General features: G+C 70.2%; 23 protein-coding genes. 11 read left to right on the plus strand and 12 right to left on the minus strand.

The window, feature by feature from the left end; translation table 11 throughout:
• Positions 1 to 28: 28 nt before the first annotated feature.
• Entirely contained in the window at positions 29 to 280 is a 252-nt protein-coding gene (locus tag CGZ93_RS08015; protein ID WP_094363625.1) for a hypothetical protein, read from the minus strand.
• Positions 281 to 411: 131 nt separating this feature from the next.
• On the opposite strand from CGZ93_RS08015, the gene CGZ93_RS08020 reads away from it, so the two are divergent.
• Positions 412 to 1020: a LysE family translocator gene (locus CGZ93_RS08020; RefSeq protein WP_176451679.1), complete on the plus strand. Its 609-nt coding sequence runs from the start codon at positions 412 to 414 to the stop codon at positions 1018 to 1020.
• 31 nt (positions 1021 to 1051) lie between these two features.
• Positions 1052 to 1525 carry a hypothetical protein gene (locus tag CGZ93_RS08025; protein WP_212753191.1) on the plus strand — a complete coding sequence of 158 codons (474 nt, stop codon included), beginning with the start codon at positions 1052 to 1054 and terminating at the stop codon, positions 1523 to 1525.
• Between the two features lie 227 nt (positions 1526 to 1752).
• On the opposite strand, the gene CGZ93_RS08030 is transcribed toward CGZ93_RS08025, so the two are convergent.
• The 4 genes from CGZ93_RS08030 to CGZ93_RS08045 all read right to left on the minus strand — a co-directional run bounded on the left by CGZ93_RS08030 (position 1753) and on the right by CGZ93_RS08045 (position 5055).
• Entirely contained in the window at positions 1753 to 2406 is a 654-nt protein-coding gene (locus tag CGZ93_RS08030) for a CE1759 family FMN reductase (protein WP_094363627.1), read from the minus strand.
• Positions 2403 to 2618 carry a hypothetical protein gene (locus CGZ93_RS08035; RefSeq protein WP_324252439.1) on the minus strand — a complete coding sequence of 72 codons (216 nt, stop codon included), beginning with the start codon at positions 2616 to 2618 and terminating at the stop codon, positions 2403 to 2405. Before CGZ93_RS08035 ends, CGZ93_RS08030 begins: the two co-directional genes overlap by 4 nt.
• 230 nt (positions 2619 to 2848) lie before the next feature.
• Entirely contained in the window at positions 2849 to 4759 is a 1911-nt protein-coding gene (locus CGZ93_RS08040; RefSeq protein ID WP_094363628.1) for an FAD-binding monooxygenase, read from the minus strand.
• 11 nt (positions 4760 to 4770) lie between these two features.
• On the minus strand, positions 4771 to 5055 hold the full coding sequence (locus CGZ93_RS08045; protein ID WP_176451680.1) for a DUF4342 domain-containing protein: 285 nt from the start codon (positions 5053 to 5055) through the stop codon (positions 4771 to 4773).
• Positions 5056 to 5172: 117 nt separating this feature from the next.
• Here CGZ93_RS08045 and CGZ93_RS08050 point away from each other — a divergent pair, with 117 nt between their 5' ends.
• Complete coding sequence (locus CGZ93_RS08050; RefSeq protein ID WP_176451681.1) at positions 5173 to 5655, plus strand: MarR family winged helix-turn-helix transcriptional regulator; 483 nt, start codon at positions 5173 to 5175, stop codon at positions 5653 to 5655.
• Here CGZ93_RS08050 and CGZ93_RS08055 read toward each other — a convergent pair.
• Positions 5638 to 6450 carry a glycine betaine ABC transporter substrate-binding protein gene (locus CGZ93_RS08055; RefSeq protein WP_171195796.1) on the minus strand — a complete coding sequence of 271 codons (813 nt, stop codon included), beginning with the start codon at positions 6448 to 6450 and terminating at the stop codon, positions 5638 to 5640. The two genes, CGZ93_RS08050 and CGZ93_RS08055, sit on opposite strands and share 18 nt — an antisense overlap.
• A 105-nt stretch (positions 6451 to 6555) precedes the next feature.
• Here CGZ93_RS08055 and CGZ93_RS08060 point away from each other — a divergent pair, with 105 nt between their 5' ends.
• Genes CGZ93_RS08060 through CGZ93_RS08075 form a run of 4 tightly spaced genes read left to right on the plus strand, consistent with a single transcriptional unit; the run spans position 6556 to position 9323 of the window.
• Complete coding sequence (locus CGZ93_RS08060; RefSeq protein ID WP_212753192.1) at positions 6556 to 7638, plus strand: iron-containing redox enzyme family protein; 1083 nt, start codon at positions 6556 to 6558, stop codon at positions 7636 to 7638.
• The gene (locus CGZ93_RS08065; RefSeq protein WP_229117297.1) at positions 7635 to 7859 is read left to right on the plus strand and encodes a CDGSH iron-sulfur domain-containing protein; all 225 of its coding nucleotides are present in this window, start codon (positions 7635 to 7637) and stop codon (positions 7857 to 7859) included. Before CGZ93_RS08060 ends, CGZ93_RS08065 begins: the two co-directional genes overlap by 4 nt.
• 27 nt (positions 7860 to 7886) lie before the next feature.
• Positions 7887 to 8843 carry an SDR family NAD(P)-dependent oxidoreductase gene (locus CGZ93_RS08070; protein WP_094363632.1) on the plus strand — a complete coding sequence of 319 codons (957 nt, stop codon included), beginning with the start codon at positions 7887 to 7889 and terminating at the stop codon, positions 8841 to 8843.
• A gap of 9 nt (positions 8844 to 8852) precedes the next feature.
• Positions 8853 to 9323: an FABP family protein gene (locus CGZ93_RS08075; RefSeq protein WP_094363633.1), complete on the plus strand. Its 471-nt coding sequence runs from the start codon at positions 8853 to 8855 to the stop codon at positions 9321 to 9323.
• Between the two features lie 27 nt (positions 9324 to 9350).
• On the opposite strand, the gene CGZ93_RS08080 is transcribed toward CGZ93_RS08075, so the two are convergent.
• Positions 9351 to 10178, minus strand: coding sequence for a DUF1206 domain-containing protein (locus CGZ93_RS08080; RefSeq protein ID WP_176451683.1), 828 nt, complete (start codon positions 10176 to 10178; stop codon positions 9351 to 9353).
• Between the two features lie 130 nt (positions 10179 to 10308).
• Between CGZ93_RS08080 and CGZ93_RS08085 the strand changes: the two genes are divergently transcribed.
• Complete coding sequence (locus CGZ93_RS08085) at positions 10309 to 11115, plus strand: hypothetical protein (protein WP_094363635.1); 807 nt, start codon at positions 10309 to 10311, stop codon at positions 11113 to 11115.
• Here CGZ93_RS08085 and CGZ93_RS08090 read toward each other — a convergent pair.
• Positions 11086 to 11931: a PaaX family transcriptional regulator C-terminal domain-containing protein gene (locus CGZ93_RS08090; protein ID WP_094363636.1), complete on the minus strand. Its 846-nt coding sequence runs from the start codon at positions 11929 to 11931 to the stop codon at positions 11086 to 11088. The two genes, CGZ93_RS08085 and CGZ93_RS08090, sit on opposite strands and share 30 nt — an antisense overlap.
• Positions 11931 to 12326, minus strand: a complete 396-nt coding sequence (locus CGZ93_RS08095; RefSeq protein ID WP_094363637.1) for a DUF423 domain-containing protein — start codon at positions 12324 to 12326, stop codon at positions 11931 to 11933. The genes CGZ93_RS08090 and CGZ93_RS08095 overlap by 1 nt, the downstream gene beginning before the upstream one ends.
• An 86-nt stretch (positions 12327 to 12412) precedes the next feature.
• Here CGZ93_RS08095 and CGZ93_RS08100 point away from each other — a divergent pair, with 86 nt between their 5' ends.
• Positions 12413 to 12628: a hypothetical protein gene (locus tag CGZ93_RS08100; protein WP_094363638.1), complete on the plus strand. Its 216-nt coding sequence runs from the start codon at positions 12413 to 12415 to the stop codon at positions 12626 to 12628.
• 27 nt (positions 12629 to 12655) lie between these two features.
• Positions 12656 to 13579, plus strand: a complete 924-nt coding sequence (gene serB, locus CGZ93_RS08105; protein ID WP_094363639.1) for a phosphoserine phosphatase SerB — start codon at positions 12656 to 12658, stop codon at positions 13577 to 13579.
• A 3-nt stretch (positions 13580 to 13582) separates the two neighbouring features.
• Here the strand turns inward: serB and glpX are convergent, their stop codons facing one another.
• Genes glpX through CGZ93_RS08120 form a run of 3 tightly spaced genes read right to left on the minus strand, consistent with a single transcriptional unit; the run spans position 13583 to position 16034 of the window.
• The gene (gene glpX, locus CGZ93_RS08110) at positions 13583 to 14605 is read right to left on the minus strand and encodes a class II fructose-bisphosphatase (RefSeq protein ID WP_094363640.1); all 1023 of its coding nucleotides are present in this window, start codon (positions 14603 to 14605) and stop codon (positions 13583 to 13585) included.
• A 29-nt stretch (positions 14606 to 14634) separates the two neighbouring features.
• On the minus strand, positions 14635 to 15537 hold the full coding sequence (locus CGZ93_RS08115) for an AEC family transporter (protein WP_229117298.1): 903 nt from the start codon (positions 15535 to 15537) through the stop codon (positions 14635 to 14637).
• A gap of 5 nt (positions 15538 to 15542) precedes the next feature.
• On the minus strand, positions 15543 to 16034 hold the full coding sequence (locus CGZ93_RS08120) for a DUF456 domain-containing protein (RefSeq protein WP_094363641.1): 492 nt from the start codon (positions 16032 to 16034) through the stop codon (positions 15543 to 15545).
• Between the two features lie 91 nt (positions 16035 to 16125).
• Here CGZ93_RS08120 and CGZ93_RS08125 point away from each other — a divergent pair, with 91 nt between their 5' ends.
• Positions 16126 to 16890 carry an SDR family NAD(P)-dependent oxidoreductase gene (locus tag CGZ93_RS08125; protein WP_094363642.1) on the plus strand — a complete coding sequence of 255 codons (765 nt, stop codon included), beginning with the start codon at positions 16126 to 16128 and terminating at the stop codon, positions 16888 to 16890.
• Positions 16891 to 16910 lie beyond the last annotated feature (20 nt).

A 16910-nucleotide genomic window follows, 5' to 3' on the forward strand; every position in this document is an offset into this window, starting at 1 on the left:
GGAATCGCCAGCAGGACAGCGCTGGAACTCAAGCAGGGTTCGCGGAACCCACCTCCGGGCCGCCGTCGGGATCCTCGTCCTTGCGGTCATCGATCTCGTCCACCAGTCGCGACTTCTCCGACTCAGGCAGGTCCACCCCGGCCTCGTCCAGGCCCTGGTCGAGCTGTCCGGAGATGCGATCCTTCTCGCCCGAGTATTCGTAGGAGGTCACCTCGTCGACTACGTTCTGGGCCGCCTCGGTGGCCGCGGCCTGCTCCTCGGGATTCTGCGATTCGGTCATCGTCGTTCCTTTCGATGGACACTGGGGCATCGCCAGACTACTTCCAGGTCGACAAAGCGGTACGCGGCCCGGCGGCCGGGGGCCGCCAGCCACCCCGTAGGGTGGCAGAACACCCGCCGGAGGGAGAACCGATGAGCTGGGAGTTTCTGATCGTGGTGCTGGCGGTCATCGTGACACCGGGTGCGGACTTCGTCGTCACGCTGCGCAGCACAGTCGCCGGCGGGCGTGCCGCCGGCACCGGCAGCGCGCTCGGTGTCGGCACTGCGTCGATGATCCAGGGTGCGCTGGTCTCGGTGGGCCTCGGCAGCCTGATCGTGCAATCCCAACCCATCTTCACCACCTTGAAGTGGTTGGGCATCCTCTATCTCGCCTTCCTGGCCGTGCAATCCCTGCGTTCCGCCTGGCGCGGACGGTACGCCGACCTCGACACCGGTGCGCACGGCTCGCGTGGCCAGGGTTTCCGCAACGGATTCCTCTGCAACATCACCAACCCCAAGATGTTCGTGTTCTACCTCTCCCTGCTTCCCCAATTCGTTGGAGTGCACGCCCCCGTCTGGTCCTGGCTGGTGCACGCCTCGGTGCTGCCGCTGGCCGGGACGTGCTGGCTGTTGGGCATCGTCGTGCTCGCCGGTGCCGTGCGCGAACGGCTGCTTCGCCCCCTCACCCGCCGAATCATCGACGCCGCTTCGGGTATCGCCCTGTTGGGGTTCAGCGCTCGTCTGGCCCTGCAACGTGACTGACCAGCTCCCCACCCACCGATTGGAGACTCTGATGACCGAGCTGTTGCACACCTACCTGCAGGATCACCACGCCGGAGCCGTCTCGGGGGTGGCGCTGTTCCGTCGCGTCGCCGAGAACCACAGCCGTGCGGAGGTTCGGACGGCCGTGGCGCGACTGGCCGAAGACATCGAGGAGGACAAGAAGCTTCTCGAGGAGTTGATGAACCAGGTGGGCGCCAGCCCGTCCCTGGTCAAGGACAGCGGGGCCCGGGTCGCCGAGGTGGCCGGACAGCTCAAACCCAACCAGCGCTTCAAGGATCGTTCGCCGCTGTCGGATCTGCTGGAGCTGGAGGCGCTCACCGCCGCGGTGATGGCCAAGCGACTGGGTTGGCGAGCGCTGCTCGGCCTGGCTGACCCGCGGCTGTCCACCGAAGCCCTGGAGCGGCTGCTGGAACGCGCCATCAGCCAGGGGCAGGAGCTCGACGAGTTGCACGTCGGCTGCGCGGATGTCCTGCGCGAGCGCTGACGCCTCGTAGCTGAGGCTGTTTCGAGGGCTCGGCCCCTCGACACGCAACCCATTGCGCCGCGGTGCACCAGGTCCACCTGGACACCGCCAAGGTGGTCGATTCGGTGAAGCTGCCGCACGCCCCCAACGAGATCATCTCCCTGGCCGAGGGGGATGCGACGGGGCATCACCACGACTGACACCCTCACCCAGCAGGCCCCGGTCCGTCGGGACCGGGGCCTTCCTGTTCAGCGATTCGGCGCGATGTAGCGGTCAGGGCGTACGCCCGCCAGCAGCGTCTCGAACGGGGTCACCTCGTCGAACTCGTCGACCGGCGTACGCCGCACCGAGCCGACGCTCTCCCCCGCTGTCGACGCAAGTCCGCCGAGGGTGACCAGCTCCCGAGCGGCCCGGTCCACCCGGCTCGCCAGGATGGCGGCGTACGGCCCACCGAAGTCGGCGGTCGCGGCGTACACGCCGGTCGGCGTGCTGACCGCACCGAGGTAGGCGAACAGCGGACGCAGCGCCTGGTCGATCACCAGGGAGTGCCGCTCGGTGCCCCCGGTCGCCGCCAGGAGCACCGGCGTACCCCGCAACGAATCCGCCTCGATCAGGTCGACGAACGACATGAACAGCCCGGCGAACGTCGCCTGGAAGGTCGGCGTCACCACGATCAGCGCATCCGCCGCCACCACCGAGTCGAGCGCCTCTTTCAGTTCCCCACTGGGAAATCCGGTCAACAGAGCGTCCACGATGGCGTGCGCGTGGTCGCGCACCTCGACGTGCCGGATCTCAACGTCACCGCTCTGGCCGGTGACGGCGGCCGCCAGTTGGTCGGCCAGCAACCTGGTGGATGAGGGTGAGCGCAGGCCAGCGCTCACCACGGTGATCAGCTCACTCATGCGTGGCTCCTGTTGTCCTCTTGGGCGCGGGTCCCGGTCCAGCGGTCGGTGGCCGGCTCGGTGCGCACCAGCTCCGCCAACCCCTCCGCGCGGGCGGTGAGGACGCGATCGGCGTGCGTCGGCGCATCCGGTACGCCGTCCTTGCGGCCCTTGGCGAACTCGGCCCGCAGGGTGGGCAGGATCTCGCCGAGCAGGTCCAGCTGCTCCAGCACCAGTTTCTGCGGCAGACCGGCGTGGTCGATCTCTCCTCGGCCTTGCGGGCGAGTTCGACGGTGTTCTTGATCCGCTGGTTCTCGCTCGGAGTGTGCCCGGTCGTCGGGTCGGTGGTCACGTCCCCGACGGTGAAGATGCCGAACTGCATCTGGGTGCTGGTGTCGTTGGTCATGCCACGTCCTCTCCGTGTAGTTGAAGGTTCAACGATACCGGAGGGGCGGATATTCCCTCAGCGCAGGATGCGGTCGAAGAAGGCGGCGAGGCGATCGGTGTCGTCCAGCGGGAGCACGTCGGCGACGTACTGATCCGGACGGGCCACCACCAGCGCACCACGGTCCCGGTCGATACCGCGCAGGTCGAACACGTCCTGACCGGGCCGCAGATCCGCGCAATAGAGCTTTTCGTAGTCGACCAGCCCGAGGCGTCCCTTGCGGGGGAGCAGGAACGGCGGCATCTCCCCCAGTGCCAGGTCACGGTGATACTGCTGCAGCACCGCCCGGACGTCGATCACCTGGTCCACGTCCCAGCCCTGTGGGGTGAACCGGCGTACCGGAGACTCCGCCGAATCCAGCCAGGTGCAGAGCCGCGCGATCGCCGAGGCCGGGTCGCCCGGCGCGGAACGATCGGCGAAGGCGTACAACCGCCACGCCCCGTCGGCCCGCGAGTCGTGCGCCAACTGCACCGGTTTGGCGTCGGCCAACCGGATCGCCGGCGCGGACTGGAAACGCATCCCGATCGGGAACCCCTCGGCCAACCCCTGGTGCTCGTCCCCGGCGACGATCAGTGACGGGGCGTACCGGGTCGCGGTGCCGGCGGTGAAGCGGCCCTGCTTGACGAAGTAGGCCTGGAACTCTTCGGGAGTCACCCCGTCACCGTCGTCCTCGGCCGACCCCTTGGGCGGGGCGCTGAACATCTTGGCGAACTCGCGGTCGAAGTCGATCAGCTCCTGGGCGATCGCGTGCCGCTCGTCGGAATAGGTGCTCAGCAACTCGGGCCGCGCCACCCCGCGCAGCACCGAGGCGAGCTTCCAGCCCAGGTTGAAGGTGTCGTTCAGCGACACGTTCATCCCCTGGCCCGCCTTGGCGCTGTGGGTGTGGCAGGCGTCGCCGGCGATGAACACCCGCGGCTTCCGCTGGCCCACCTGGTCGGCCGGCACGTCGTCGAACCGGTCGGTGAGCCGCTGCCCGATCTCGTACACCGACCACCAGGCGACCTGACGCACGTCGAGGCGATACGGGTGCAGGATCCGGTTGGCCCGCTCGATCAGGCTCTCGGGGTTCACATCCGCTGTGCTCAGATGCTGATCCGGCGCCAGCTCGTCCAACTCGATATAGAGCCGCACCAGGTAACCGCCCTCGCGCGGGATGATCAGCACGTTGCCCTCGGTGGCCGAGTGGATGGCCGCCTTCAGCCGGATGTCGGGGAAGTCGGTCACCGCGAGCACGTCCATCACCCCCCACGCCTGATTCATCGGGTCACCGTGCAGCTCGCGCCCCATCGCCGGCCGGACCCGGCTGCGCGCACCGTCGCAGCCGACCACATAGCGCGCCCGCACCTGCCGGCTCTCCCCCACCTGACGGTCCTGCACCCGCTCCAGGGTCACCGTGACCGGATACTCACCCTCCCCCACCGACAGGTCGGCCAGCTGCCAGCCATAGTCGGGCTCCAGCCGGTTGACCGAGTTGCGCATCGATTCGAGCAGCCAGTCGTGCACCCGCGCCTGGTTGACGATCACGTGCGGCATCTCCGACAACCCCTCCTCGGTGTCGGTGATCCGCCCGGTGCGCACGATGTGCTCGGGGCGCTCGGGGTCGGGATTCCAGAACACGGTCTCGTTGACCCAGTAGGCCTCCTTGCGGATCTTCTCGCCGAAGCCGAGCGCCTCGAACACCTCCACGGTGCGGCAGGCGACGCCGTCGGCCTGGCCCAGCTGGAGCGGTCCGGGCCTGCGCTCGACGATCCGGGTGCTGAGGTCGGGGAACTGGGCGAGCTGGGCGGCGAGCACAAGCCCGGCGGGTCCGCAGCCGACGATCAGCACGTCGACCTCGTCGGGCAGCTCGCTGCCCAGGGCCTGGGCGTTCGGCCCGGGTTGCTGGATTGCGGGGTCGCCGAGCTGGTGGCCGTTCAGATGGAACTGCATGGCACCGCCGCTCAGTGGTCGTCGTCGGCCGGCGTCACCCGCTCGACGTCCAGGCGTACCCGGGCCAGGGTCCCGCCGATCGCCGCGACGGTGGCAATCACGGGCGCGGTGAACAGCGCGAACGCTCCCCCGGCCACGCCGAGGGCGAGCGGCATCCGCAACAGCTCGCGGCCCGAGCGGTCGCGGATCACCACGCTGCGAGCGCTCGCGTCGGAGACCAGCTCCTTGATCTTGTCGGCGAGCTGGCCGCCGGACACCTCGATGCGTTCGGTGAAGGTACGCCTGTCGTTGCTCATGGCGTCGACGCTACTTGGTGGCGATTCGAAGTGGTACGCCGGCTCCCTCGCCTCAGGCACCCCAAGGACCCCAGTCTTCGATAGCTGCCCTATCTGCATCCGTGGCACAGTGGGCGCGTGGAGAGTGCCAGCCAGCTCGGCGAGAGACTGCTACGCCTGGTGGGGCGGCTGAACCGGCTCGCCAATCACCGCAGCAGGTTCACCGTTCCGCCAGCCCAGTTGCGCCTGCTCGCCCTGGTCCACGATCTGCCCGACAGCCGGGTCGGGGCGCTCGCCGCGGCCGACCACAGCTCCCAGCCGACGGTGACCAGTCAGCTGAACCGCACCGATCAGGCCGGCTGGACCGAGCGGCTGCCGGATAGCCGTGACGCCCGGGCCCAGGTGGTACGCCTCACCGAGGCGGGACACCAGGAGCTGGTCCGGGCCCGGGGACAACGGGCCGCCGTGGTCGTACCCACCATCTCCACCTGGCCCGAGGATCGGCGCCGGCGATTGGCGGAGGCGGTGGAGCTGTTGGAGGAACTGCTCGCCGAGGTCAGCGAGACGGGCGTACCCGCGAGCGAGGCCGATCCAGCCCAGGGGTCACAATCCCCACGCTGACACGGTTTCCGGCGTACGCTCCCACCACTGCCTGACCGCGGTGAGCGGGTCGGCACCCTCGAGGTTCATCGCCGCGTCCATCGCGTTCACGTCCGCGACCGTGTAGCGGATCCGCGACAGCACGTCCCGTGTGCGCCCGGGCAGTCGCTGCCAGGAATCGTTGTGGGCGAGCAGCGAAGCGCGGTCTGGTGGTGGGAAGGCGTCCCGTGGGTCCGCCAGCGGGCGCAGGTCGAACCGGTCGTTCAGGTACTGCGGCTGCCACAGCGGGGTGGCGAACCAGTCCCCGGCCGCCATCCGCCGCTCCACGGTGTCGATGATCGCCTTTAGGTTGCCGTGCACGTGCCGCCAACCGAGCTCGGCCAGCCCGTAGTCGCGGACCAGGTCGTCGGAGCGCATCGTCAACCCCGCCGCCGAGGTGGTGCCCTGCACCTCCAGGGTGGTCATCCGCTCGATCACCTCGGGACGCGCCAGGTCGCTCAGGCTGGAGACCAGCTCGGCCGGCACGTGAGCGGGCACGGCCCAGAAGAAGAGCGCCTGGTCATAGAGCGGGGCCACCTCGACGACGTGATCGCTCACCTGTTCCCAATAGACGGCGTGCCCGCCGGGCAGCCAGGCGTCGGCGAACAGGTCGAGCTCGCCGGCGGCCAGCATCGGGTACATCCGCGGGTGCGGTCCCTCGGTGACGTCAACCCGGTGCCCGAGTCGCAGCAGCACCTCCTCCACCACCGCGGCGGCCACCTGGTGGAAGGACTCGTCGATGCGTCCCAGCCGCACCGGTCGATCCACATCGGTCATTGGGCACCCCCTCGTAGGGTTGAACTCTCGGTCACCCGAGATTGAACCACCCGCCGAACGGGTAAGGACCATGGGTGGCCCGCAGCCACCCGATCAAGGAGTGACGTGCAGACCCAATTGGCAGAACCAGTGGCGCCCGCCCGAGCGACCGCGCCCGCACCGCTCACCGAGCAGCACCTGGCGGCGCCGGCAGAGTTGCCGCCGCCGCGGGGCGAGCTGAGCCGGGCGCTGGTGGCGGTTCTGGTCGGCCCCTGCGACCCGCACCTGTGGCCGGACTGGCCGACCCTGGCCGACACCGACCCGGTGCACGACGACGACCAGCAGCTCACCCTGTTCTGCCTGCACGAGCTGCACCACCGCGGTCTGCGCGGGGTCGACGACCGCTGGGAGTGGCACCCGGCGCTGCTGGCGCTGGCCGCGCGGCTGGAGAGCCGCCTCGAGTCCGCGCTGCGACAGGCCACCGGGCCGATCGCCGCGGTCTCCCCCGCCGAGGTGCCGCAGGCGCTGTTCGACCTCTGCGCGCGCGACGACGGACCGAACCTGTCCAAGCACCTCTCCCGGGGCGCCGACCTGGATCAGCTGCGCGAGTTCCTCATCGTGCGTTCGCTGTACACGCTGAAGGAGGCCGACGCGCACACCTGGGCCATCCCCCGAATCCAGGGCCGGCCCAAGGCGGCCCTGGTGGAGGTGCAGGCCGACGAATACGGCGGCGGCCTGCCCGCGCGGATGCACTCGACGATGTTCGCTCGGGCGATGCGGGGCACCGGGCTGGAGGCGGGTTATGGCCACTATCTGGATCGGGTGCCGGCCCCGGTGCTGGCCAGCGTGAACACCGTCACCATGTTCGGCCTCAACCGCCGGCTCCGAGGGGCGGCGGTGGGGCACCTGTGCGCCTTCGAGATCACCTCGTCGTTGGCGATGCGCGGTTATGTGCGGGGGATCCGCCGACTCGGCCTCGGTGACGAGGTGGCAGCATACTTCGCCGAGCACGTGCAGGCCGACGCGGTGCACGAGCAGATCTGCGCCAGGTCCCTGGCCGGGCCACTGGCGCTGGCGGAGCCGGAGCTGGTGCCGGACCTGCTGTTCGGGGCGGCGGCAGCCCTCTGGGTCGAGGCCAGAGCGACCGAGCACCTGCTCGGCGCCTGGGATTCCGGGCGGTCCGCCCTGCTCCCGGCGGTGACGCCGTGACCGCCCCGATCGGCGACGAGGCCGCCGCCGCGCAGATCTCGGTGTGCCCGGACGGCCCGCTGCTCGTCCGCGGCGACTTCGAGATCCTCGACGGCGACGGTATGCCGATCCCGCTGCCCCGGCGTACCGTCGCGCTGTGCCGCTGCGGTCGATCCGCCAACAAGCCGTGGTGCGACGCCACGCACAAACAGGCCGGCGGCCCCCGAGCCGCCGCGCCCTGACCGACGCCAAGCCCCGAAGGAGTCAGCATGACCACGAAACCCAGCGCCCTGGTGGCCGGAGCGTCCCGCGGGCTCGGCCTGCTGATCGCGCGCGAGCTCGTCGAGCAGGGCTTCACCGTGCACCTGTGCGCCCGAGACGCCGATGAGTTGCGGCGGGCCGCGGCCAGCCTGGACGGAGCGCCGGTGACCACCGACGTGGTGGACGTCCGCGACGCCGAGGCCGTGCAGGCGTGGGTCGACCGGCACCACCCGGCCGGGGCCGCACCCGAGGTGGCCATACACGTTGCCGGAATCATCCAGGTCGGCCCCTGGCAGGCCGTGACCGCCGAGATGGTCGCCGACTGCGTGGACATCATGACCAAGGGCCCAGCCCATCTCGCGCTCGCCGTGACCCCGCGGATGGTCGAGCAGGGCCGGGGCCGGATCGGCATCGTCGCCTCGGTCGGCGGCGTGGCCGGCGTACCCCATCTTGTTCCTTACAGCACAGCGAAATTCGGGGCTGCCGGCCTGGCATACGGTCTGCACGCCGAGCTGTCCGGGACCGGCGTCACCTGCACCGCCATCTGCCCGCCGCCGATGCGAACCGGGTCCCACCTGCACGCCCAGTACAGCGGGCAACCTGAGAAGGAGTACTCGTGGTTCGCCCCCGGGGCCTCGCTTCCGCTCCTCGCCCTGGACGGCGAGGTCGCCGCACGCCGGATCGTCCGGGACGTGCTGGCCGGGCGGCCCGTGTCCGACCTGTCCCCCCTCACCTGGCTGGCCCGGCGGGCGATGGGCATCGCCCCCGCCACCACCGTGCGGGCCCTCGGGTTGGCGGGCAGGTTGCTGCCCGGTGGAACCGGAGCCCCCCGGGCCGGGCTCGACGCGCGGCGCGCGGCTCCCGGTTGGGTGGACCGGTTGACCCGACGCGGGGACGCCATGGCCGGCCGGACCAACGAGACCGAGCGCGCCGCCGGAGATCCGCCGCCCGGTCCCGGCGCCTAGGGTGGGCCCATGGAGTTGCACCCGAACCTGGTCCCGCTCAGCGCCCTGCTCGGCGACTTCGCCGGCCACGGCAGCGGGCACTACCCGACGATTCCGTCGTTCGAGTATGCCGAACAGGTCAGCTTCGGCCACGTCGGCAAACCCTTCCTGACCTACCGACAGGCCACCCAGGCACCCGACGGGAACCCCCGGCACGCCGAGGCGGGCTATCTGCGGGTCACCGATGAGGGCACCCCGGAACTGGTGGTCGCCATGCCGACCGGGCACGTTGAGGTATCGACCGGGGCCATGACCCGGACCGCGGACGGGTTCGAACTCGACCTGCTCGGCGAGGTGCACGCCACCGACACCGCCAAGCCCGTCACCCGGGCGCGCCGCCAGATCACCCTGGCCGGGGACCGACTCAGCTATCGGTTCTCGATGGCGGCGATGGGACTGGACCTGCAGGAGCACCTGGTGGCCACGCTGCACCGTCGCTGAATCGGGGGTCCTGCCGATCTGAAGTGGTCAGTCCATGCTGTGTCGGGCGTTGCGGGACCAGACGAAGCAATACACCCCGAAGGCGACGAACCCGGCCGCCATCAGAATCAGCAGGAACACGCCGAACGGCTGGTCGCCGAGCTTCTTGAGGGCCCCGTCGATGCCGGCTGCCTGGCCCGGGTCGAAGGTGATCGCTGACCAGCCGATCAGCAGCCCGACCAGCGCCATCGCCACCCCCTTGGCGCACCAACCGACGCTGCCGAGCCGGGTTGCCCACTTCGGGACGCTGCCGTCGAGATCGTCCTCGACGAACTTGCGCCGGATTCCCTTCACCACCTGGGAAATGCCAATCGCGAGCACCACGATCGCCAGCAGACCGACCAGCAGCTGGCCACCGGGGGCACCCATCAGCGTCGCCGTCGCGCTCTTGGCGCCGGCGTTGGAGTCCTTGGACTGCCCACCGGCCGCCAGCGTCAGCGCCGTGACGCCCAGACCGGCGTACGCGATCGCGCGGCCGGCCGAACCGGCCCGCTTGATCAGTCGATCCTTGCCGTCCAGCCAGGTGTAGCCGAGGATCGCCTCCAGCACCTGCCAGACGACCATGGCGAGCATGCCGACCCCGACCACCAGCACCAGCACGTTGCCGAACGGCTTGGACACCAGATCGGCCAGCGCGCCCTTGCTGGAGGCGTCGCCGCCACCGCCGCCGATCGCCAGCTGGACACAGATCCAGCCCATCAGGATGTGCACGAGGCCGAAACAGATCAGTCCGACCGTGACCAGCGCCTGGTAGACGCTGCTCTGCTGAACCTTCGATCCCGCCTGGTGCGCCTGTTCGCCACTTAGCCGATTCATGGAGGCCTCCTCGCGGGGATTCTCGCACGCCATGTCGACAAGGGACACAGCGGTCCCACGTGACCGGCACGTTTCCCGACTGGAACGTTGCGTGGTGGTTCTTGAAACTTTCGTGTGCAAGGGTGAACCCATGAACGCCACCCCTCCCCCAACCGCTCGGCTGCTCTGGTCCAGCGTCGTCGCGGCCCTGCTCGGCAGCACCGTGATGGTGCTGGTGCATGAGCTCGTCCACCTGGTCAGCGGGGTGCTGCTGGGTCACCGCAGCACGCTCTATCCGTTCGGGGTGGATCATCAGGGCGACCCCTCCCGATTGGCGGAAACGGTGATGCTGCTGTCGGCGCCGGTGTTCAGCCTCCTCTCGGGCCTGGTGCTGATGTCCTGGCTGCCGTTGCGCGGGCGGGCGGGCTTCTGGCACCTGGCCTGGCTGTGGTTCGCCTTCACCTCCACGATGGAGGGGGTCAGCTATCTGTGCCTGACCCCGTTCGGTGTCGGCGACACAGGCGCTGCGGCGAGCCTCCTCGGAATCCCTGTGTGGGCAAGAATCGTCGCGGGAGTGATCGGCCTCGCCGGGATGTTCTGGCTGGCCCGCCGATTCGCCACCCACCTCGCCAGGCATGCCGGCCCGGTCCATCGTGACCGGATGGCGTTCTCACTGTGGCCGTGGCTGATCGGGATGCTGGTCAACATGGCGCTGGCGTTCGCCTATCTGCTCAGCACGCCGTTGGAGGTGCCCGGCGGTGACCAGGCCGCGATCCTCGCCGCCGGATCGTCCACCCTGGTGTTCGCACCGATGGCCAACCTGTTCACCCGGGCCGTGGCCGAGGAGACGTACCAGCCACTGGAACTGCCCCGGATTCCCGTTGCCGGGTTGGGTTTGTGGGCGCTGCTGGTCGCGGTGAACCTGCTGCTACTTGGCCCCGGCCTCTCGGTCGGCTGAGGCCCAGGCCGTGTCCGCCTCGACCAGGTGCGCATACCGGGAATCCTCGATCACCCGTTGGACGTGCTCTGCGGCCGTGTGGCCGACGTTGATCCAGACCCGCTCGCTGGCATCCGCGAGCTGGCGCAGTGGCCAATCGGCGGGCAGCAGAGCCCGCGGCAGGGTGGCGTCCTCGGCCATCAACGCGTATGCCTCAGCCGTCGCGTCGTGCAGGGTGCGCAGGGCGTCGGCTCCGGTTCCCGGGTCGGATTCCGCAACCTGTTCGAGCCGGCGGATGCAGGCGCGATAGCGGCTGGCCAGCTCGTCGACCGGCCAGCACTGGGCCACCACCCGCGCCATCTGCTCCCGCTCCAGATCCCACCAGCCGGCGACCGCGCCGCTGTCGGCGAGCATGGACCCGAGCGCCTCGGACCGGTCCTGGCCGCCGAGCATCACCCCCGGGCGCAGCTGGCGATAACCGTGCCGATGCAGGGCCGTGCGCAGCGCGTCGCGGAAGGCGCGACGGGACTCAGGGACGTCGTAGACGACCGCGTGCAGGCGGCCGTCCAAGTCGGACTGCGTCACGGTCCGGTCCCGGATCGACTCGAACCCGTGCCGCATCTGCCCGGCCAGCCGATAGACCCCGACGCGGCCGTGGCGGGTGAGCTCCAGCAGGCCGAAGTCGGTCATCCGGTGCAACACCGATTTGGCCGCCTCGGGAGTGCCACCGAGGTCGGCCATCAGCCGGACCAGGATCGGCCCCGGCAGGGCTGCGGCCTCGGCCGCTCCGAACAGGAACGGCACCCGGGCGAAGGAGGCGTGTTGCCGGCCCGCCATCAGCGCTCCCGGCCGCGGCCTGCGTCGACCGCCGCCAGCAGCAGTCCAACGATCAGCAGCACCCCACCGATCGGGGTGATGGCGCCCAGCCACCGCACGCCGCTCAGGGCAAGCAGATAGAGGCTGCCGCTGAACACCGCCGTGCCCGCCAGCACCAGCAACGGACCGCGGCGCTGGCCAAGTGCCCCGAGCACCAGAATCGCCAGTGCGGCGTACATCTGGTAGCGCACGCCGGTCTCGAAGATGGCCAGCAGGTCGGGGGTGACCCGGTCCTTCAGCGCGTGCGAGGCAAAAGCCCCCAGAGCCACCCCGACCGCCGCCAGTACGGCGCCGATCCGCACCGACGCGACCGCCGGGCGTACGCGGACTTCGGACGTGGTCTCCAGCTGGGTCATGGGGCCAGCCTAGTTCGAAATGGACCCCGCTCCCGGACCTGACCAGGGCTTGCCACAATGGGACCCACCCACCGAGAGGCGACCCCATGGCATCCGCAGAGATCGAGTTCCTGAAGGGCGTGTCCAAGCTGCATTCGTTCTATACCGAGAACGTGCGCATGCTGGCGGAGGCGTACAGCATTCCGCCGGAGACCGCGGCCCGGGTGCTGGACAACTTCGGCTATCACAACGTCGCCCGGGAGATGCTGCGCCCGCCGCAGGGGGACCCCCCCGAGGACGAGAACATCAACCGGAAGTACTGAGCCGATCGCCCTCAGTAGCCTGCGCCCGTGACTGACCACCCATCGCCCGACGCCGTTGCCGTCCTGATCTCCCCCGTCGACCGCCAGCCCGAGCTCGCAGCGATCCGCGCGGCCGTGGCGGGTCTCGGTGGCAGCGTCACGGGCGTCGCCGACCTCGGCACCACCCCCGCCGACGGTGGCCCCGGCCCGCTGCAGGTCCAACAGCTCGCCATCCGAGGCGTGCCCTGGGTGCCGTTGCGCGGACCGCTCGGCGCCCTGGCAGCCGCCGGGGGTTGGGATGTGGTGTGCCGGGCGCCGTGGCTGCATCTCGGCGAGCCGCTGCTGGTGGTGCTGGACGTCGATTCCACGCTGATCACCGCGGAGGTGATCGAGTTGTTGGCCGCCCACGTCGGGCGGGAGGCGGAGGTGGCCGCGGTCACCGATCGGGCGATGCGCGGGGAGATCGACTTCGCCGAGAGCCTGCACCAGCGGGTGCGGGTGCTGGCGGGGCTGCCGGTCTCGGTGTTTGGGGACGTGCGGGCGGTGGTACGCCCCACGCCGGGCGTGCCGGCGATGATCGCGGCGGTGAACGCGTCCGGAGGTCGCGTGGGAGTGGTCTCCGGCGGGTTCTGCGAGGTGGTGGAGCCGCTCGCCGCCGAGCTGGGCATCGCATACGCCCGGGCCAACCGGTTGGAGGTCGCCGACGGCAGACTGACCGGCCGGGTGCAGGGTGCCGTCGTCGACCGGGCCGAGAAGGCCCGTGCCCTGCGCCGCTATGCCGCCGACGCCGGGGTGTCGATGGACCGGACGGTGGCGATCGGCGACGGCGCCAACGACCTCGACATGCTCGGGCTGGCCGCGCTCGGCATCGCCTTCAACGCCAAACCGGCGGTCCGCGCCGCCGCCGACGCCTCGCTCAGTGGGGGTCGACTCGACGTCGTCCCGGCAGTCCTCGGCCGGCAGCTGACCTGAGCCTCAGAGCCCGTCGGCGGTGATGTTCCCGTGCGCGCGGGCGTACGCCTCGACCTTGTCGAGGCGGTGGTAGGCCTCGATGTAGCGCACCGTGCCGGAGCTGGAGCGCATCACCACCGAGTGGGTGCGGGCCCCGCGGGCGCTGTGGCGTACGCCGGCGGTCAGGTCACCCTCGGTGATTCCGGTCGCCACGAACAGGGTGTTGTCGGAGCTGACCAGGTCGTTGGTGTCGAGGATCGCGTCCACGTCCAGACCGGCATCGATCGTCCGCTGACGCTCCTCGTCGCTGGTCGGATGCAGCCGGGCCAGGATCCGACCGCCCATCGCCTTCATCGCGCAGGCGCTGACCACGCCCTCGGGAGAGCCGCCGATACCGGCCAGGATGTCGATGTCGACCACCTCGTCGGCGGCGGCGGCCACCGAGGCGGCGACGTCACCGTCGGTGAACATCCGGGTCCGGGCGCCGGCCTCGCGGATCTGGCGTACCAGGTCTTCGTGGCGCGGGCGGTTCAGCACCGCGACCACCACGTCCTCCAGCTTCTTGCCCTTGTGCCTGGCCACCTTGGCGATGTTGTCACCGATCGGGGCATCGAGGTCGATCACCTCGGCGCAGTCGGGTCCCACGACCAGCTTGTCCATGTAGAAGCACATCGTCGGGTTGTACATGGTGCCGGCGTCTGCGGCCGCCATCACCGCGATGGAGTTGCGCATGCCCAGGGCGAGCAGCCGGGTGCCGTCGACGGGATCGACGGCGATGTCGACCGCCGGACCTTCACCGGTCCCGACCTTCTCGCCGTTGGCGAGCATCGGCGCCTCGTCCTTCTCACCCTCGCCGATGATGATCGTCCCATCCATCCGGACCGCGTTGAGCACGGCGCGCATGGCGTCCACCGCGGCCTGGTCGCCGGACTCCTTGTCGCCCCGACCGGCCCACTTGGCGGCGGCCAGCGCGGCCGCCTCGGTGGCCCGCATCAGGTCGAGGCCGAGGTTGTGGTTGGGCAACAGGTAGGTCATCTCGTCCGACATGGCGCCAGCCTATCGAGGGCCCCTCGACCTCAGAGCAGGGGCAGCGCGGCGGTGACCAGGGCGGCCACGGGAAAGCTGAGGATCGTGGTCACGGTGACCGTGTCGGCGACCGTGCGGACGTCTCCCTTATATTCCAGTGCCAGCAGGAAGGCGTTCACCGCGGTGGGCATGGCGCCGGCCAGCACCAGGGCCTGCAGCGGGACGCCGCTGAGTCCGAATGCCCAGCCGATCAGCAGTGACAGCCCCGGCATCGCGACCACCCGGATCAGCGAGCCGACGACGACCGCGCGGGTGAACCGGACGCGTCTGCTCGCGCCGAGCTGGATGCCGAGGGCCAGCAGCACCAGCGGCAGGGTCGCCGAGGAGAGCATCTCCACCCCCCGCATCACCCCGGTGGGCAACGCGATGCCGATCGCGCGGACGATCAGGCCCACCACCACCGCCCAGATCACCGGCAGTTTGAGCAGCCCGATCACCGCGGCGCGCGCGCCACCGGAGGATCCGAGCAGCAGCGGCCCCACCACGAAGCCCAGGATCATCGAGGCGAGGAAGAGCAGGATGCTCTGCTCGAATCCGGCCTGTCCGAGCGCGAACAGCGCGATCGGCAGACCCATGTTTCCCGAGTTGGAAATCGCCACGCTGACCATCACCGCTCGTCGGGTCGCCGCCTGGACCCGCCCGATCAGGACCGCGGCGACCAGGGCACCGACGATGCAGGCGGCGAGGTACGCCAGCACCAGGCGGGCACCGACCGCACCGGACACCTGGGTGGTGAGCAGGGAGTGCAGCACCATCGCCGGGACCAGCCCGTGCAGGCTGATCTTCGAGATGGTGCCGGCGTCGAGGTCATAGAACCGCCCCAGCGCGAAACCCACCCCGGCCACGACGAGGACCGGGACGATGACGTTGGCCAGGGCCAGCAGCACACCCATCGCGGTCAGAAGTGCAGGAACAGACCGACCACCCAGGTGATGATCGCCGCGGCGGCACAGAAGAACTCGACCAGCACCCCCGCACCGGTCGCCTTGATCGCCTGCCAGGAGGTCCGCCACGCCTTCCCGGCGTCCCCCATGCGCTGATATTCGCTGGCGAACAGGCCGCCGACGAACCCGACCAGCAACCCGACCACCGGGATCACGAAAATGCCGATGACGCCGCAGAACAACCCGATCACGATGGACCGGTTGGGGATCTTCTCCCGTTTCAGCACGCGTCCGGTGAGCAGATAGGTCGACACCATCCCGACCAGGCAGAAGGCGGCGCCGATGGCGAACACGGTCCAGCCGACCTGCCCGCCGACCACGATCGCCCAGACGAGCAGACCGGCGATCACGGTGATGGTGCCGGGCAGCACCGGCACGATGATGCCGATGATGCCGATCAACACCAGCACCCCGGTGACGATCGAGGCGATGACGTCGGCGTTCATGCGGGACTCCCCTGGCTGACTGGCGTACGCGGGCTTGTCGATCCTAGTCCTGCCGCGACTCCGGCCGTGGCCGTGCTGGCAGGATGGGACGGTGACCAGCACCGAGAGCCCCCAGCGAGTCCCCCAGGTCGTTGCCGTGTTCGGCGGCCGCAGCGAGATCGGCCTGGCCGTGGCCGAGCGGCTCGCTCCCGGGCGTACCGTCGTCCTGCTGGCCCGCCCCGGTGACCTGTCCGGGCCGCGGGAGAGGTGCGTGGCGGCTGGTGCCGCGCGGGTGGAGACCGTCGAGTTCGACGCCGACGACACGGTCGCACACGATCGGCTGGTGGCCGAGGTCGAGGAGCGCGTGGGGCCGATCGACATCGCGGTGCTCGCCTTCGGGGTCCTCGGTGACCAGGAGCGGGCCGAGCGGGACCACCACGCCGCGGTGGCGATCCTGCACACCGATTTCGTGGCCCAGGCCTCCCTGCTCACCGTGCTTGCCGAGCGGATGCGGCAGCGGAACTCGGGCACCCTGGTCGCCTTCTCGTCGGTGGCCGGGGTGCGGGTACGCCGGGCCAACTACGTCTATGGTTCGGCCAAGGCCGGTCTGGACGGTTTCGCGTCCGGGCTGGCCGACGCGCTGCACGGCACGGGCGTACGCCTGCTGCTGGCCCGTCCGGGGTTCGTGATCGGGCGGATGTCGGCGGGGATGAAGCCGGCGGTCTTCTCCTCCACCCCCGACCAGGTGGCCGACGCCGTGGTGCACTCGATCGAGCACGGCCGCGGCAGCGACGTGTGGATCCCGTGGCAGCTTCGGGCGATGTTCTCGGTCGCGCCGTTCGTGCCGCGTCCGGTGTGGCGGCGGATGCCCCGCTGACCGGCCACGGTGGCTGCCTG

The organism is Enemella dayhoffiae (genome assembly GCF_002250625.1).
GTDB classification, from domain to species: domain Bacteria; phylum Actinomycetota; class Actinomycetes; order Propionibacteriales; family Propionibacteriaceae; genus Enemella; species Enemella dayhoffiae.

Excerpts from the sequence above, each read along its gene's own strand:
- CGZ93_RS08015 (WP_094363625.1), bottom strand. The coding sequence starts at position 280 with ATGACCGAATCGCAGAATCCCGAGGAGCAGGCCGCGGCCACCGAGGCG.
- CGZ93_RS08020 (WP_176451679.1), top strand. The coding sequence starts at position 412 with ATGAGCTGGGAGTTTCTGATCGTGGTGCTGGCGGTCATCGTGACACCG.
- CGZ93_RS08025 (WP_212753191.1), top strand. The coding sequence starts at position 1,052 with ATGACCGAGCTGTTGCACACCTACCTGCAGGATCACCACGCCGGAGCC.
- CGZ93_RS08030 (WP_094363627.1), bottom strand. The coding sequence starts at position 2,406 with ATGAGTGAGCTGATCACCGTGGTGAGCGCTGGCCTGCGCTCACCCTCA.
- CGZ93_RS08040 (WP_094363628.1), bottom strand. The coding sequence starts at position 4,759 with ATGCAGTTCCATCTGAACGGCCACCAGCTCGGCGACCCCGCAATCCAG.
- CGZ93_RS08045 (WP_176451680.1), bottom strand. The coding sequence starts at position 5,055 with ATGAGCAACGACAGGCGTACCTTCACCGAACGCATCGAGGTGTCCGGC.
- CGZ93_RS08055 (WP_171195796.1), bottom strand. The coding sequence starts at position 6,450 with ATGACCGATGTGGATCGACCGGTGCGGCTGGGACGCATCGACGAGTCC.
- CGZ93_RS08070 (WP_094363632.1), top strand. The coding sequence starts at position 7,887 with ATGACCACGAAACCCAGCGCCCTGGTGGCCGGAGCGTCCCGCGGGCTC.
- CGZ93_RS08075 (WP_094363633.1), top strand. The coding sequence starts at position 8,853 with ATGGAGTTGCACCCGAACCTGGTCCCGCTCAGCGCCCTGCTCGGCGAC.
- CGZ93_RS08080 (WP_176451683.1), bottom strand. The coding sequence starts at position 10,178 with ATGAATCGGCTAAGTGGCGAACAGGCGCACCAGGCGGGATCGAAGGTT.
- CGZ93_RS08085 (WP_094363635.1), top strand. The coding sequence starts at position 10,309 with ATGAACGCCACCCCTCCCCCAACCGCTCGGCTGCTCTGGTCCAGCGTC.
- CGZ93_RS08090 (WP_094363636.1), bottom strand. The coding sequence starts at position 11,931 with ATGGCGGGCCGGCAACACGCCTCCTTCGCCCGGGTGCCGTTCCTGTTC.
- CGZ93_RS08095 (WP_094363637.1), bottom strand. The coding sequence starts at position 12,326 with ATGACCCAGCTGGAGACCACGTCCGAAGTCCGCGTACGCCCGGCGGTC.
- CGZ93_RS08100 (WP_094363638.1), top strand. The coding sequence starts at position 12,413 with ATGGCATCCGCAGAGATCGAGTTCCTGAAGGGCGTGTCCAAGCTGCAT.
- glpX (WP_094363640.1), bottom strand. The coding sequence starts at position 14,605 with ATGTCGGACGAGATGACCTACCTGTTGCCCAACCACAACCTCGGCCTC.
- CGZ93_RS08115 (WP_229117298.1), bottom strand. The coding sequence starts at position 15,537 with ATGGGTGTGCTGCTGGCCCTGGCCAACGTCATCGTCCCGGTCCTCGTC.
- CGZ93_RS08120 (WP_094363641.1), bottom strand. The coding sequence starts at position 16,034 with ATGAACGCCGACGTCATCGCCTCGATCGTCACCGGGGTGCTGGTGTTG.